Origin of the sequence: Agromyces indicus, from assembly GCF_031432295.1 — a bacterium.
In the GTDB taxonomy this organism is placed as follows: domain Bacteria; phylum Actinomycetota; class Actinomycetes; order Actinomycetales; family Microbacteriaceae; genus Agromyces; species Agromyces indicus.
Window position 1 is genome coordinate 345,454 of sequence record NZ_JAVKGS010000003.1, and the last position, 12,673, is coordinate 358,126.

Annotated in this window: 13 protein-coding genes; 4 read left to right on the forward strand and 9 right to left on the reverse strand. The window is 72.3% G+C overall.

Annotated features, from left to right (window positions below):
• Window positions 1–139 precede the first annotated feature (139 nt).
• Window positions 140–1,138, forward strand: coding sequence for an EamA family transporter (locus RH861_RS11495; RefSeq protein ID WP_310521070.1), 999 nt, complete (start codon window positions 140–142; stop codon window positions 1,136–1,138).
• A 25-nt stretch (window positions 1,139–1,163) separates the two neighbouring features.
• Here RH861_RS11495 and RH861_RS11500 read toward each other — a convergent pair whose 3' ends face one another.
• The 4 genes from RH861_RS11500 to RH861_RS11515 all read right to left on the reverse strand — a co-directional run bounded on the left by RH861_RS11500 (window position 1,164) and on the right by RH861_RS11515 (window position 6,706).
• Window positions 1,164–3,728, reverse strand: coding sequence for a DEAD/DEAH box helicase (locus RH861_RS11500; protein WP_310521071.1), 2,565 nt, complete (start codon window positions 3,726–3,728; stop codon window positions 1,164–1,166).
• Window positions 3,729–3,986: 258 nt separating this feature from the next.
• Window positions 3,987–4,736, reverse strand: a complete 750-nt coding sequence (locus RH861_RS11505; RefSeq protein ID WP_310521072.1) for a DUF1353 domain-containing protein — start codon at window positions 4,734–4,736, stop codon at window positions 3,987–3,989.
• A 43-nt stretch (window positions 4,737–4,779) separates the two neighbouring features.
• Window positions 4,780–5,700: an AEC family transporter gene (locus RH861_RS11510; RefSeq protein ID WP_310521073.1), complete on the reverse strand. Its 921-nt coding sequence runs from the start codon at window positions 5,698–5,700 to the stop codon at window positions 4,780–4,782.
• Window positions 5,701–5,716: 16 nt separating this feature from the next.
• Entirely contained in the window at window positions 5,717–6,706 is a 990-nt protein-coding gene (locus RH861_RS11515) for an aldo/keto reductase (protein WP_310521074.1), read from the reverse strand.
• Window positions 6,707–6,765: 59 nt separating this feature from the next.
• Here RH861_RS11515 and RH861_RS11520 point away from each other — a divergent pair, with 59 nt between their 5' ends.
• A complete protein-coding gene (locus RH861_RS11520) occupies window positions 6,766–8,715 on the forward strand; it encodes a BCCT family transporter (RefSeq protein WP_310521075.1) in 1,950 nt (649 codons plus the stop codon).
• 16 nt (window positions 8,716–8,731) lie between these two features.
• Here the strand turns inward: RH861_RS11520 and RH861_RS11525 are convergent, their stop codons facing one another.
• From RH861_RS11525 to RH861_RS11545, 5 genes are read right to left on the reverse strand one after another with little or no spacing between them, the layout of a single operon-like run.
• Window positions 8,732–9,595: a PhzF family protein gene (locus tag RH861_RS11525; protein ID WP_310521076.1), complete on the reverse strand. Its 864-nt coding sequence runs from the start codon at window positions 9,593–9,595 to the stop codon at window positions 8,732–8,734.
• A gap of 49 nt (window positions 9,596–9,644) precedes the next feature.
• Window positions 9,645–10,166 carry a metallophosphoesterase family protein gene (locus RH861_RS11530; protein ID WP_310521077.1) on the reverse strand — a complete coding sequence of 174 codons (522 nt, stop codon included), beginning with the start codon at window positions 10,164–10,166 and terminating at the stop codon, window positions 9,645–9,647.
• A 37-nt stretch (window positions 10,167–10,203) separates the two neighbouring features.
• Complete coding sequence (locus RH861_RS11535; protein WP_310521078.1) at window positions 10,204–10,650, reverse strand: VOC family protein; 447 nt, start codon at window positions 10,648–10,650, stop codon at window positions 10,204–10,206.
• Window position 10,651: 1 nt separating this feature from the next.
• On the reverse strand, window positions 10,652–11,143 hold the full coding sequence (locus RH861_RS11540; RefSeq protein WP_310521079.1) for an SRPBCC family protein: 492 nt from the start codon (window positions 11,141–11,143) through the stop codon (window positions 10,652–10,654).
• A complete protein-coding gene (locus RH861_RS11545; RefSeq protein WP_310521080.1) occupies window positions 11,140–11,490 on the reverse strand; it encodes an ArsR/SmtB family transcription factor in 351 nt (116 codons plus the stop codon). Before RH861_RS11545 ends, RH861_RS11540 begins: the two co-directional genes overlap by 4 nt.
• 184 nt (window positions 11,491–11,674) lie before the next feature.
• Here RH861_RS11545 and RH861_RS11550 point away from each other — a divergent pair, with 184 nt between their 5' ends.
• Window positions 11,675–12,136 (forward strand): VOC family protein, encoded by a 462-nt coding sequence (locus RH861_RS11550; protein ID WP_310521081.1) that lies wholly within the window; start codon window positions 11,675–11,677, stop codon window positions 12,134–12,136.
• Between the two features lie 182 nt (window positions 12,137–12,318).
• Window positions 12,319–12,642 carry a DUF7882 family protein gene (locus RH861_RS11555; protein WP_310521082.1) on the forward strand — a complete coding sequence of 108 codons (324 nt, stop codon included), beginning with the start codon at window positions 12,319–12,321 and terminating at the stop codon, window positions 12,640–12,642.
• The last annotated feature ends 31 nt before the right edge of the window (window positions 12,643–12,673 follow it).

Here is a 12,673-nt window from a genome sequence, read left to right on the forward strand (position 1 = left end):
GGGGCGCTGGGAAGGGGTGCGGGGTCATTCATTCCGCATCCGACACCAATCGTTTACAAACCGTGCGCATCCGTGCATGAAGGTCCCTCATCTCTGCTCGAATGAGCATGGATCGCTCGTGGCTACGCTGGGATCCACCATGCTCACGGCCGTCCTCTCGCTCACCGGCGCCCTCGTCTACGGCGCCGCCGACTTCCTCGGCGGACTCGCCGCGCGCCGGCTCGGCGCGGTCCTCGCGACGGCCGTCTCGGCGGCGTCGGGCCTCGTCCTGCTCGCGATCGCCCTCCCCGTGACGGGCGGGGCGTGGTCGTCCGAGGCCGCGACCTGGGGCGCGCTCTCGGGCCTCGTGGGGGCCGTCGCCATCTCGCTGCTCTATGCGAGCCTCGCGATCGGGCCGATGAGCATCCTGTCGCCGCTCACCGCCCTGGTCTCGGCGATCACGCCCATGATCTGGGGCACCGTCGTCGGCGGCGAGCGCTTCGGCCCGATGGCGGCCTGGGCGCTCGGGCTCGCGCTCCTCGCCGTGGTGCTCGTCGGGTTCGTTCCCGAGCGCGGCGCCGTCCGCCCGAGCGCGCGCGGCCTCGCGTTCGCGACCGGATCCGGCCTCGCCATCGGCGCCTTCTACATCCTGATCTCCCAGACGCCCGACGACTCCGGGGTCGTGCCGCTCATCTTCAGCCGCATCGTCAACACCGTGCTGATGTTCGGCGTGTTCGGCCTGCTCGTGCTCGTCGCCCGGCGCGCGTCACCCGCGCCCGCGCTCGAGGCGGTCCGCGAGACCACCCCGAGAACGGATGCCGCGGCCGTGGCCGCCGCATCCCCCACCGACCCGGTCGCGAACGCCGCCCCCGGGCCCGCCCCCGCCGGTCGGTCCGACGCGCGCACCCCGGCTCGGGAGGGCCTCGCAGTCGGGTTCGCCATCGCGATCGGCTGCGGCCTCCTGGACGCGCTCGCCAACGTGCTCATCCTGCTCGGCATCCGCGCGGGCGACCTCGCCGTGGCCGCCGTCCTTGCGGCGACGTACCCGGCGGGCACGATCCTGCTCGCCGCCGCGGTGCTGCGCGAGCGCATCGCGCCCGTGCAGTGGGCCGGTCTCGTGCTCGCGCTCGCCGCGGCCGGCATGCTCGCGCTCGCCTGAGGCGCGGGCGACCCGCGCGGTCGGGCTACAGCCGCACGACCTCGGTGACGCGGACGACCGCGGTGCCCTCCTCGGCCGACGCGACCAGGTCGACCTCGCCGCGGATACGCCAGTCGTGGTGCCCGGCCGGATCGTCGATCGTCTGCTCGACGCGCCACACGCCGTCCGCGGCATCCGTCTCGTCGATCGCGACGAGCCTCGGCGAGCGCGCCGGCCCGCCGGTGCCGATCGAGTCGTGCTCGGCGTAGTACGCATCGAGCGCCTCGGGCCACATGGGACCGGGGTCGAGCACGACCAGCTCGTCGTCGTGGTCGAGCGCGGCGAGCTGCACGCGCCGGAACAGCTCGTTGCGCACGAGCACCGTGAACGCGCGCCGGTTGGTGACGACCGACGGCGGTGCGGGCGGCACGACGGGCGCCTCGTCCTCGGGCAGGTGCGAGCGCGGGTCGACGAGCTCGGACCACTCGTCGACCAGGCTCGAGTCCACCTGCCGCACCAGTTCGCCCAGCCACTCGATGAGGTCGAGCAGGTCCTCGTCCTTCGCCTCGTCGGGCACCGTCTGGCGGATCGCGCGGAACGCGTCGGACAGGTACCGGAGCACCAGCCCCTCGCTGCGCTGCAGCTGGTAGTACGACACGTACTCGCCGAACGACATCGACCGCTCGAACATGTCGCGCACGACCGACTTGGGGCTGAGCTCGAAGTCGCGCACCCACGGCTGGCTCGCCGCGAACGTCTCGAACGCGTGGGCCAGCAGCTCGTCGAGCGGCTTCGGCCAGGTGACCTCCTCGAGCAGCGCCATCCGCTCGTCGTACTCGATGCCGTCGCGCTTCATCGCGGCGACCGCCTCGCCGCGGGCCTTGTACTGCTGCTGCGACAGGATCGGGCGCGGGTCGTCGAGCGTCGACTCGATGATCGACACGACGTCGAGCGAGTAGTGGCCGGTGCCCTGCTCGCTCGTCTCGGGGTCGAGCAGCTCGATCGCGGCGAGCGCGAACGGCGACAACGGCTGGTTGAGCGCGAAGTTCGGCTGCAGGTCGACCGTGAGGCGCAGGTCGACGCCGAGTGGGCGGTCGGCGGCATCCGTCGGCACGAGCTCGACCACGTCCGCGTCGCGCAGCGTGCGGAGGATCTCGAGTGCGCGCCGAGCGAGCTCGTACCGCCGTGTGCGGCTCTCGTGGTTGTCGAAGACGAGCGAGCGGATGCCGCGGGCGACGTCGCCGCCGCGCCCGATGACGTTGATCAGCATGGCCGCGCTGAGCTTCAGCTGCGGCTGCAGCGGCTCGGGTTCGGCGGCGACGAGTCGCTCGAAGGATCCCTCGCCCCACGTCACGAACCCGGCCGGCGGCTTCTTGCGCACCACCTTCTTCAGCTTCTTCGGGTCGTCGCCGGCCTTGCGGATCGCGGTCTCGTTCTCGATCTCGTGATCCGGCGCGAGGACGACGACGGTGCCCGCCGTGTCGTACCCCGCACGCCCGGCGCGGCCGGCGATCTGGTGGAACTCGCGCGCGCTCAGCTGGCGCATCCGCTGCCCGTCGTACTTGGAGAGCGCGGTGATGAGCACCGAGCGGATGGGCACGTTGATGCCGACGCCGAGCGTGTCGGTGCCGCAGATGACGCGGAGGAGGCCGCGCTGCGCGAGCGTCTCGACGAGCCGGCGGTAGCGCGGCAGCATGCCGGCGTGGTGCACGCCGATGCCGGCGCGGACGAGCCGCGACAGCGTCTTGCCGAACCCGGTCGTGAACCGGAATCCGCCGATCGCCTCGGCGATCTCGTCGCGCTGCTCGCGCGTCACGACCCGGATGGACGACAGCGCCTGGGCGCGCTCCATCGCGGCGGCCTGGGAGAAGTGCACGATGTACACCGGCGCCTGGCGCGTGCCGATGAGGTCCTCCACGGTCTCCTGCACGGGGGTGCGGGCGTACGAGAAGTGCAGCGGCACCGGCCGCTCCACGCCCGTGACGCGAGCGGTGTCGCGGCCCGTGCGGCGGCTGAGGTCGTCCGCGATGGCGGTGACGTCGCCGAGCGTCGCCGACATGAGCACGAACTGCGCGTGCGGCAGGGTGATGAGCGGCACCTGCCACGCCCAGCCGCGATCGCCGTCGCCGTAGTAGTGGAACTCGTCCATCACCACCTGGTCGACGGGTGCGTCGGCCCCCTGGCGTAGGGCGAGGTTCGCGAGGATCTCGGCCGTGCAGCAGATGATCGGCGCGTCGTGGTTGACCGAGCTGTCGCCCGTGACCATGCCCACGTTCTGCGCGCCGAGGATCTCGACGAGCTGGAAGAACTTCTCGCTCACGAGCGCCTTGATGGGCGCCGTGTAGTAGGTGCGACCCCATGGGCGGCCGGCGGCGCGGTCGGCCGCGGTGCGAGCGACGGATGCCGCGTGCGCCGCCACCGCGACGAGCGACTTGCCCGTCCCGGTCGGGGTCGAGAGGATCACGTTCGCCCCGGAGACGAGTTCGATGACCGCTTCGTCCTGCGCGGGGTACAGCGCGAAGCCGCGACCCTCGGCCCACGTCACGAACGCGTCGTACATGGCGTCGGCGTCGTACGGGCTCGGGACGGCGTCGAGCAGGCTGGGGGTCATCCGTCCGAGTCTGCCCCATGCGGCCGGGAGCGGCGAACGGGGGAACCGGAAGCCGGGCGGCGAGCGCCTCCCCCAAGGCGCCCGCCGCTCGCGGCCGGTTGATGGGGGAGCCGGCCGGCGCCGCCGGTTCGGGACGGACCTGCGCGGGCCGGCTCTCCGGTCGGACCCACGGTGACAGTTCCCCCTGCGGTCCGTGGTGTGCGACCGAGGTCAACGGTACGGATGCCGCGCCGCGGTTGCCTCAGGGTCAACCCTGAATCAGGGCCGTTCCGCGTCGGGCCGGGCCACCGTCGGCCGGACTACCCCCGCCGGGTCGCCCCCGGTGAACACCTCGACGATCGCCTCGATCAGGCGGAAGGGCACGAGCGCAAGGAAGTGGACGAGCAGCATCGGGCCGAACAGCGCCAGCGGATAGGTGAGCGTGATGAGGAGCGACGCGCGGGACCGCCACGGCAGTGCGGCGAGCGCCGGTGCCGCGGCGAGCGCGAGCCACCACGGACCCCACAGCACCGCGAGCACGACGGACGCCACGACCACGAGCACCCCGAGCGCGACCTGCCCGAGCAGCAGCCACCCGGCCGCACCGGCGTAGGCGCGCTCCCGGTCGGCCGACACCCACGCCCACATCAGCCACGCGCGCATCCGGGGGACGCCCTGCTCGAGCAGCGCCCGCCGGAACACGAGGTCGTCCTCGCGCCGCTGCGCGAGCGCTCGCCTCGGATCGCCGAGCGCCTCGGCCGCGAGCGACTGCGCGTCGTGCAGCACGGCGGGCGCCGACTGGCGCCCGTAGCTCGCGATGAACCCCCACAGCGGGCTCGGCACCGAGGCGAGGTCGGTGACGCCCGACGGCGGCGGCCCCTCCCCCGCCGCCGGCGCGCGGTACCGGCGTCCGGACACGGGGTCGACGTAGACGACGGCATCGCGGAGCTCGAAGCGGGGGCCGTCGGCCGGTCGCTGCGCCAGGCGCAGTTCGTCGAGCGGGGCGCCGTCGTCGCGCAGGAAGGGCATGCGGCCTCCTTCGGGTCTCGGCCCATCCTGCCGTGCCCCGGCGTCAGCCGAGCAGCAGCGACACCGCGAACAGCACCGGCACCGACCCCACGGTGGTGAGGAACACCGTGTCGCGTGCCGTGACCTCGGCGGTCTCGTAGCGCTGCGCGAACACGAACACGTTCTGGGCCGTCGGCAGGGCCGCGAGGACCGTGACGGCGTAGAGCTCGCGCGCATCGAGGCCGAACACGAACGCGCCGACCGCCCAGGCGACGAGGGGCATCGCGAACAGCTTGAGCGCCGAGGCGAGGAGCACGTCGCGTCGCCCCGTGCCGGGCTCGAACATCCGCTGGCCGTGCAGCGAGAGCCCGTAGGCGATGAGCATGAGCGGCACCGCGGCCTGGCCGATGAGCTGCACCGGGTCCATGATGATCGGCGGCAGCTCGAGCCCGGTGACGGAGACGAGCACGCCGAGCAGCGAGCCGACGATGATCGGGTTGAGCAGCGTCGAACGCAGGATGCCGCGGGCCGAGGGTCGACCCTCCGCGGCGATGCCGAGCAGCACCAGGACGATCGGCGCGAACACGAGCAGCTGCAGCAGCACGACGGGCGCCGAGTACGCCGCGTCGCCCAGCAGGTACAGCGCGATGGGGATGCCGATGTTGTTGCTGTTGACGTACCCGGCGCTCAGCGCGCCGATCGTGGTCCGCGCGAGGCCGCGGCGGAACAGGGTCGCGGAGACCAGCGCGAAGACGAGCATCATGGTCACCGCCGCGATCGCCGAGACCGGCAGCAGCGACGAGAACAGGCGTCGCACGTCGGCCGTGGCGAGCACCGAGAACAGCAGGAACGGCGCGAGGACGCTGAAGTTCAGGCGCGCGAGGACGGGGCGGGCGCTCGGCCCGAGCACCCCCGTCCGCGCGGCCAGCCACCCGACGAAGACCGCGAGGCCGATGACGGCGAAGCCCGTGAGGATCTCGATCACGGATGGCGAGCCGGGGTCACCAGCGGTGGTGCACCGACGCGCGGATCTCCCGGTCGTACAGGTCGCGCACGGCCGCGTCGAACGAGTCCGGCAGCTCGAGCGAGCCCGCCGCGGCGTTCGCGCGGGCCTGCTCGGGGTTGCGGGCGCCGGGGATCACCGTGGAGACGCCGGACTGCCGGGCGACCCACGCGAGGGCGACCTGCGCTGGCGTGGCATCCGGTGCCGCCTCGCGGGCGAGCCGGGCGAACTCGGACGCGGCGCGCACGCCCGTGGCGTAGTCGACGCCCGAGAACGTCTCGCCGACGTCGAACGCCTCGCCGTGGCGGTTGTAGCTGCGGTGGTCGTTCTCGGCGAACTCGGTGTCGAGCGTGTACCGGCCCGACAGCAGGCCGCTCGCGAGCGGGACGCGCGCGATGACGCCGACGCCGTACTGCTCCGCGACCGGCAGCACCTCGTCGACCGGCTTCAGGCGGAAGGCGTTGAGGATGATCTGCACCGTCGCGACGTTCGGCCGCGCGATCGCCGCGAGCGCCTCGTCGACCTTCTCGACGCTCACCCCGTACGCGGCGATCGCGCCCTCGGCCACGAGGGTGTCGAGCGCGTCGTACACCGCGTCGTCCACGAAGACCGACGTGGGCGGGCAGTGCAGCTGCACGAGGTCGAGCGTGTCGACGCCGAGGTTGCGCCGCGACCGGTCGGTCCAGGCGCGGAAGTTCTCGAGCACGTAGTTGTCGTGCTCCTGCGGCATCCGTCGGCCCATCTTCGTCGCGACCGTGACGCCCGCGTCGGGGTTCGCCGCGAGCCATCGGCCGATGAGCGACTCGGAACGCCCGTCGCCGTAGACGTCGGCGGTGTCGAAGACCGTGACGCCCGCCTCGTGCGACGCGTCGAGCACGGCGAGCGCGTCGGCCTCGTCGACCTCGCCCCAGTCGGCGCCGAGCTGCCAGGTGCCGAGTCCGATGGCCGAGACGGTGCGGCCGGTGCGGCCGAGGGTGCGGGTCTGCATGCGTGCTCCTCAGAACGGATTCCTCGTGCGAGCCTAGTCGCCCGCGTATCGTGAACGGCATGGACGGTGACGGGACGGATGCCCCCGCTCGCGGCGCCGAACCCCGACGGTTCCGGCTGCCGAGGACGAGCATCGAACGCTGGGTGTTCTGGCCGGCGGCCGTCGTCGTCCTCGCGATGAGCGGGTTCGCCCTGCTCGCGCCGCGGGCGGCCGAGGCGGCGTTCGGTGCCGTTCAGACGTCGATCGTCAACGCGTTCAACTGGTACTACGTCCTGATCGCGGCGTTCTTCGTCGCCTTCAGCCTGTTCGTCGGGTTCAGCCGCTACGGCGACATCCGGCTGGGTGCCGACGAGGACCGGCCGGAGTTCTCGCTCGGTGCCTGGTTCTCGCTGCTCTTCGCCGCCGGCATGGGCATCGGGCTCGTCTTCTACGGCGCGAGCGAGCCGCTCAGCCACTTCGTGTCGCCGCGCCCCGGCGTCTCGGGCACCCCCGAGCAGCTCGCGCAGGCCGCACTCAGCCAGACGTACCTGCACTGGGGCGTGCACGCCTGGTCGATCTACGTCGTCGTCGGGCTGGCGCTCGCCTACGCGATCCACCGCCGCAAGCGCCCGATCTCGATCCGCTGGACCCTCGAACCGCTCCTCGGTCGCCGGGTGCGCGGCGCGTGGGGCAACGTGATCGACGTCGTCGCACTCGCCGGCACGCTGTTCGGCGTCGCCACCTCCCTCGGGCTCGGCGTGCTCCAGATCAGTGCTGGGCTCGACGCGATCGGCCTCGTCGAGCCGTCGCCGACCACGCAGGTCGTCATCATCCTCGTCATCACGGTCTTCGTCCTCGTCTCGGTGCTCTCGGGCGTGACGCGCGGGATGAAGTGGTTGTCGTCGACGAACCTCGTGCTCGCCGGGCTCCTCGTGCTGTACCTGCTGGCGTTCGGGCGGACCGAGTTCCTGCTGCGCGAGTTCGTCCAGTCGATCGGCACGTACATCCAGAACTTCGTCGGGCTCTCGTTCAACGTGAGCGCCTTCCAGGGTGCGACCGGCGAGGCGTGGCAGGCGACGTGGACCTCGTTCTACTGGGGATGGTGGATCTCCTGGGCGCCGTTCGTCGGCATCTTCATCGCCCGCATCTCGCGTGGCCGGACCGTCCGGCAGTTCGTCGCGGGCGTCATCCTCGTCCCCACGCTCATCGGCATCCTGTGGTTCAGCGTCCTCGGCGGGTCGGCGCTCCACCTCGAGCTGACCGAGCCGGGGAGCCTCGTGGGCGCCGACGGCAGCGTCGACGTCGAGGGCACGTTGTTCGCGCTGCTCGAGTTCCTGCCGGCCACCGGGGTGCTCACGACGGGCGTGATCATCCTCATCACGATCTTCTTCGTCACCTCGTCCGATTCCGGGGCGCTCGTGATGGGCATGATCGCCACCGGCGGCCAGATCAACCCCCGCAAGTGGGTCCGCACGTTCTTCACCCTCGTCACGGCCCTGCTCGCGATCTCGCTGCTGCTGGCCGGGGGCCTGCGCGCGCTGCAGACCGCGGCGATCATCATCGCCCTGCCGTTCAGCGTCGTGATGCTGCTCATCTGCTGGTCGACCATCATCGCGTTCAGCCGCGAGCGGCGTGCGTACGAGCTGGCCCGGCGTGCGCAGTTGGTGGACCAGATCGGCGAGTACTACGGCCTCGAGGTCGAGGCGCCCCTCGACCGGGGCGCCGTCGGGCCCGCGTGGGTGCGACGGCTCGGACGAGCCTTCCGGCGGCCCTCGGCGACACCTCCTGCTCCTCAGCCGTCGGGTCCGGCCGCGGTCCCGCCCCTGCGCCCGGTGCTCACGCACGTCGACGACGAACTGCCTCCGCGGCATCCCTCACGGCGAACGATGGAGTCGCTCTACACCGAATCGAGCGGCGTGCCGACCGACGAGGTGGACGACCTCGTCGAACACGACCCTCGGGCACGCGGCGACGTGGCCGACGTGCCGGACCGGACCACGGACGACGACGGACGCGATCCCCTGCACTGAGCTCGCGTACCGCCGGTCACGAGCCGATCTCGACGGCCCCGCCGCTCACGACGATGCCGCCTGCTTCGGGGATGTCGACGACGAGCTCGCTCGGGCGGCCGACGTGCCGGCCCTGGGCGATGAGCACGCGAGCCGGCGGCTCGACCTCGGCGAGCGCGCGCAGGTAGCCCCCGACGGCCGCTGCAGCGGCGCCGGTCGCGGGGTCCTCGGTGATCGTGCCGACCGGGAAGACGTTGCGCGCCTCGAACCGCAGCCCGCCGTCGGCGGCGTCCGGGAGCCGGTGCAGCACCGTGATCGTCGCGGGCCAGTCGCGGGCGGCCATGAGCGCCCGCGCGGCGTCGGGATCGAAGGTGAAGGCGTCGAACGCGGCCGCGTCGGCGACCACCAGCACCGGGTGGCGGTTGCCGGCGAACGAGATGCGGGGCGGATGCCGCTCGTCGAGCTGCGACGCCCGGAGCCCGAGCAGGTCGAGCAGCTCGGCGAGCACGGGCTCCGGCATGGGCTCGACCCGCGGCTCGACGCTCGTGAACGCCGCGCGGAGCGCCCCGTCGACCTCGGCCGTCTCGATGCGGACCTCGCCGACGGGCGTCGCGAAGCGCACCCGCCCCGGCCCCTCGCGCTCGGCGATCGCGACGGCGGTCGCGACCGTCGCGTGACCGCAGAACGGCACCTCGGCGACCGGTGAGAAGTAGCGGATGACGCGGGCGCCGTCGGCGCTGCCCGTCACGAACGCGGTCTCGGCGTACCCGACCTCGGCGGCGATGCGCAGCAGGTCGGCGTCGTCGAGCCCGGCCGCATCGAGCACGATGCCGGCGGGGTTGCCGCCCTCGGGGTCGGACGTGAAGGCGGCGTAGCGGAGGATCTGCGGTGCGAGGGTCACCGGTCCATGGTCGCGCGCGGCGCGGCGCCCGTCGCGGTCCAGTCGGCGGTCAGTGGCCTGCGCCGCGCCAGGCGGGGTCGATCGCGACGAGCCGGACGTCGTCGAGCCGCCCGTCGTGTGCGGTCGCCGTCATGAAGGTCGCCACGGGCTGGCGGCGCCGGTCGGTCGGCGAACCCGGGTTGAGCAGGCGCAGGCCGTTCGGCGCGGTCGTGTCCCACGGGATGTGGCTGTGCCCGAAGACGAGGACGTCGACGTCGGGGAACGCGGCCTGCATGCGCCGCTCGCGTCCGGCGGCGGCTCCGGTCTCGTGGACGACCGCGATCCGGACGCCGTCGACCTCGATCCGGGCCACCTCGGGCAGGCGGGCGCGCAGCGCCGCGCCGTCGTTGTTGCCGTGGACGCCGACGAGTCGCGCCGCCCGGGCCTCGAGCGCGTCGAGGGTGGCGACGTCGACCCAGTCCCCCGCGTGGACGACCAGGTCCGCGGCATCCACCGCGGCCCAGGCCTCGGGCGGCAGGTCGCGTGCGCGCTTGGGCAGGTGCGTGTCGGCGAGCAGGACGAGGGAGGTCACCCCCTCATCCTGCCCGCCCGCGCCGGGAGCGCCCCGGTCAGGCCGGCGCGTCCTGCTCGGCGCCGAAGCGCTGCCGCGCCTCGTGCGGGATGAGCGGCCGCTCGCCGCGCGTCCGGATCTGCTGCACGGCCCACGAGTTGCCGTCGGGGTCGGCGAACCCGAAGAACGTGCCGCCGTCGCGTGGGTCGATCACCTGGATCGGGCCGGCGTCGACGCCGCGCGCGACGAGTTCCGCGCGCGCCGCCTCGGCGTCGGCGACCACGAGCTGCACCCCCTTCAGCGAGCCGGGCGCCATCTCGGACTGCGCCGGGAGCGTGCCCATGACGATCGAGCACCCGGATCCCGGCGGCGTGAGCTGCACGAACCGGTGCGGCCCGGCGTGCGTGTCGTGGTCGAGCTCGAAGCCGACGCGGTCGCGGTAGAACTCGATCGCGCGGTCGAGATCGCTCACGGGGACGATGACGACCTCGAGCGTCCAGTCCATGTCACACCTCCGCCGCGAGCAGGGCGTCGAGCCGGGCGAAGCCCTCGCTCACGCCGCGTTCCATGCCGGACTGCACCATGCCGTCGCGCGCCTCGAGGCTCGGGTACACCGAGTGCCCGCGCAGGCGCGTGCGCCCGTCGCCGAGGTCCTCGAACGTCATGGATTCGACGGCGACCACGTCGGGCACGCCCTCGAACTCGAAGGTGTGCACCGCGAACTCGTTTTCGCGGACCGTGTGGAACGTGCCGTTGAAGGCCCAGTCGTTGCCCTCGGGGTCGGTGTGCACGTAGCGATACCCGCCCTGCGTCCGGTAGTCCCAGCGTTCGATGCGCATCTCGTACCCGTCGGGTCCGAGCCACTGCCGCACGAGTTCGGGATCCCGGTGGGCGGCGAAGACCGCCGACACGGGCGCGTCGAACACGCGCTCGATGTCGATGTACGGCAGGCCCTCGGGGGCGGTGATGGTGACGGGGTTGCGGGTCTCGGTGGTCATGACGACGACTCCTTCGTGTCGCTGCGGGCGAGCAGCGCGTCGAGCTTGCGATACTGCCGCTCGTGGATGAGGCGATACCGGTCGATCCACTCGGTGAGCTTCTCGAGCGCGGCCGCATCGAGGTGCACGGGGCGACGCTGGGCGTCGCGGCTGCGGGTGACGAGTCCGGCGGACTCGAGGACCCGGATGTGCTTCGACACCGCCTGCACGGTGATGTCGAACGGTTCGGCGAGTTCGTTGACCGTGGCCGGTCCGCGGCTGAGCCGGGCGACCATCCGTCGGCGAACCGGGTCGGCCAGCGCCAGGAAGGCACGGTCGAGCCGGTCGTCGGCGTCGGCGGCATCCATATTCAACCAATCAATTGATCAACTCACTGGTTGACAAGCTACGCCGGTCGGTGGGCGACGTCAAGCAGGCGACCACGGATGCCGCGGCATCCGCCACCCCTCGCGCCGGCACCCGTCGGCACGGCAGAATCACACCACGCCGCGCACGCCGCACGGCCCGCCGCAGCCCACCCAGGAGGCCCCATTGTCCATCCTGCTCACCCCGTACCTGAGCTTCCGCGACGAGGCGCGCGAGGCGATGGAGTTCTACCATTCGATCTTCGGCGGCGAGCTCACGCTCAGCACCTTCAGCGACTTCGACGCCGCCGAGAACCCCGTCGAGGCCGACAAGATCATGCACGCCCACCTCGTCTCCGGCGACCTCAACCTGATGGGGGCGGACACCCCGAACGAGATGCCCTTCGAGGCGGGCACGAACTTCGCGGTGTCGCTGAGCGGCGGATACGAGGACGAGGCACGACTGCGGGAGTACTGGGAACGCCTGACCGATGACGGCCAGGTCACCGCCGACCTCGAACCGACGCCATGGGGCGACGCCTTCGGCCTCGTCGTCGACCGGTACGGCGTCCAATGGATGGTCGCGATCGGCCGCGCGTCGGTGCGCTCGACCACCGCCACGGCGGACCACGAGACCGCCGACGAGTAGGGGCGAGGCAGCGCGGGAGGATCGCCGAGCGGCGCGCCGGATCGGCATCGATCCGCCCGGTTATCCGTTATCGGAACGGTTCGGCTCATCTTTCGCTAGACGGTCTAGTAAAACGCTACGCTCGCAACACCGAACAGCACGACGGGCCGAACAACCGGCCCGATGACGATCGAGGGGACACGATGGGACAGCTCGCGTACGGGTTCGACGGCCACCACTACGTCATCGACGACCGCACGCTGCGCCACCTGCGCGCCGCCGTCTTCGCCAAGCTCCGCCGCCGGGAGCCGTTCGCACTCACCCTGCGCGGAGGGGCCACCGCGGGCAGCGCCGCCGAGACGCTCTGGATCGAGCCGGCCATCCCGCTCCGGTTCGTCTTCGACGCCGAGGAGTCGGGACCGCTCGACCGCGCCTGGCTCGAGCGGCTCGTCGCCGCAGCCAACTCCGCCGGCGGCATGAGCATCGAGACCGACGTGAGCGAACCGCCGCTCGCCCTCGTCGGCTGAGACCGACCGCGCTCTGCACGGAACGGGCCCC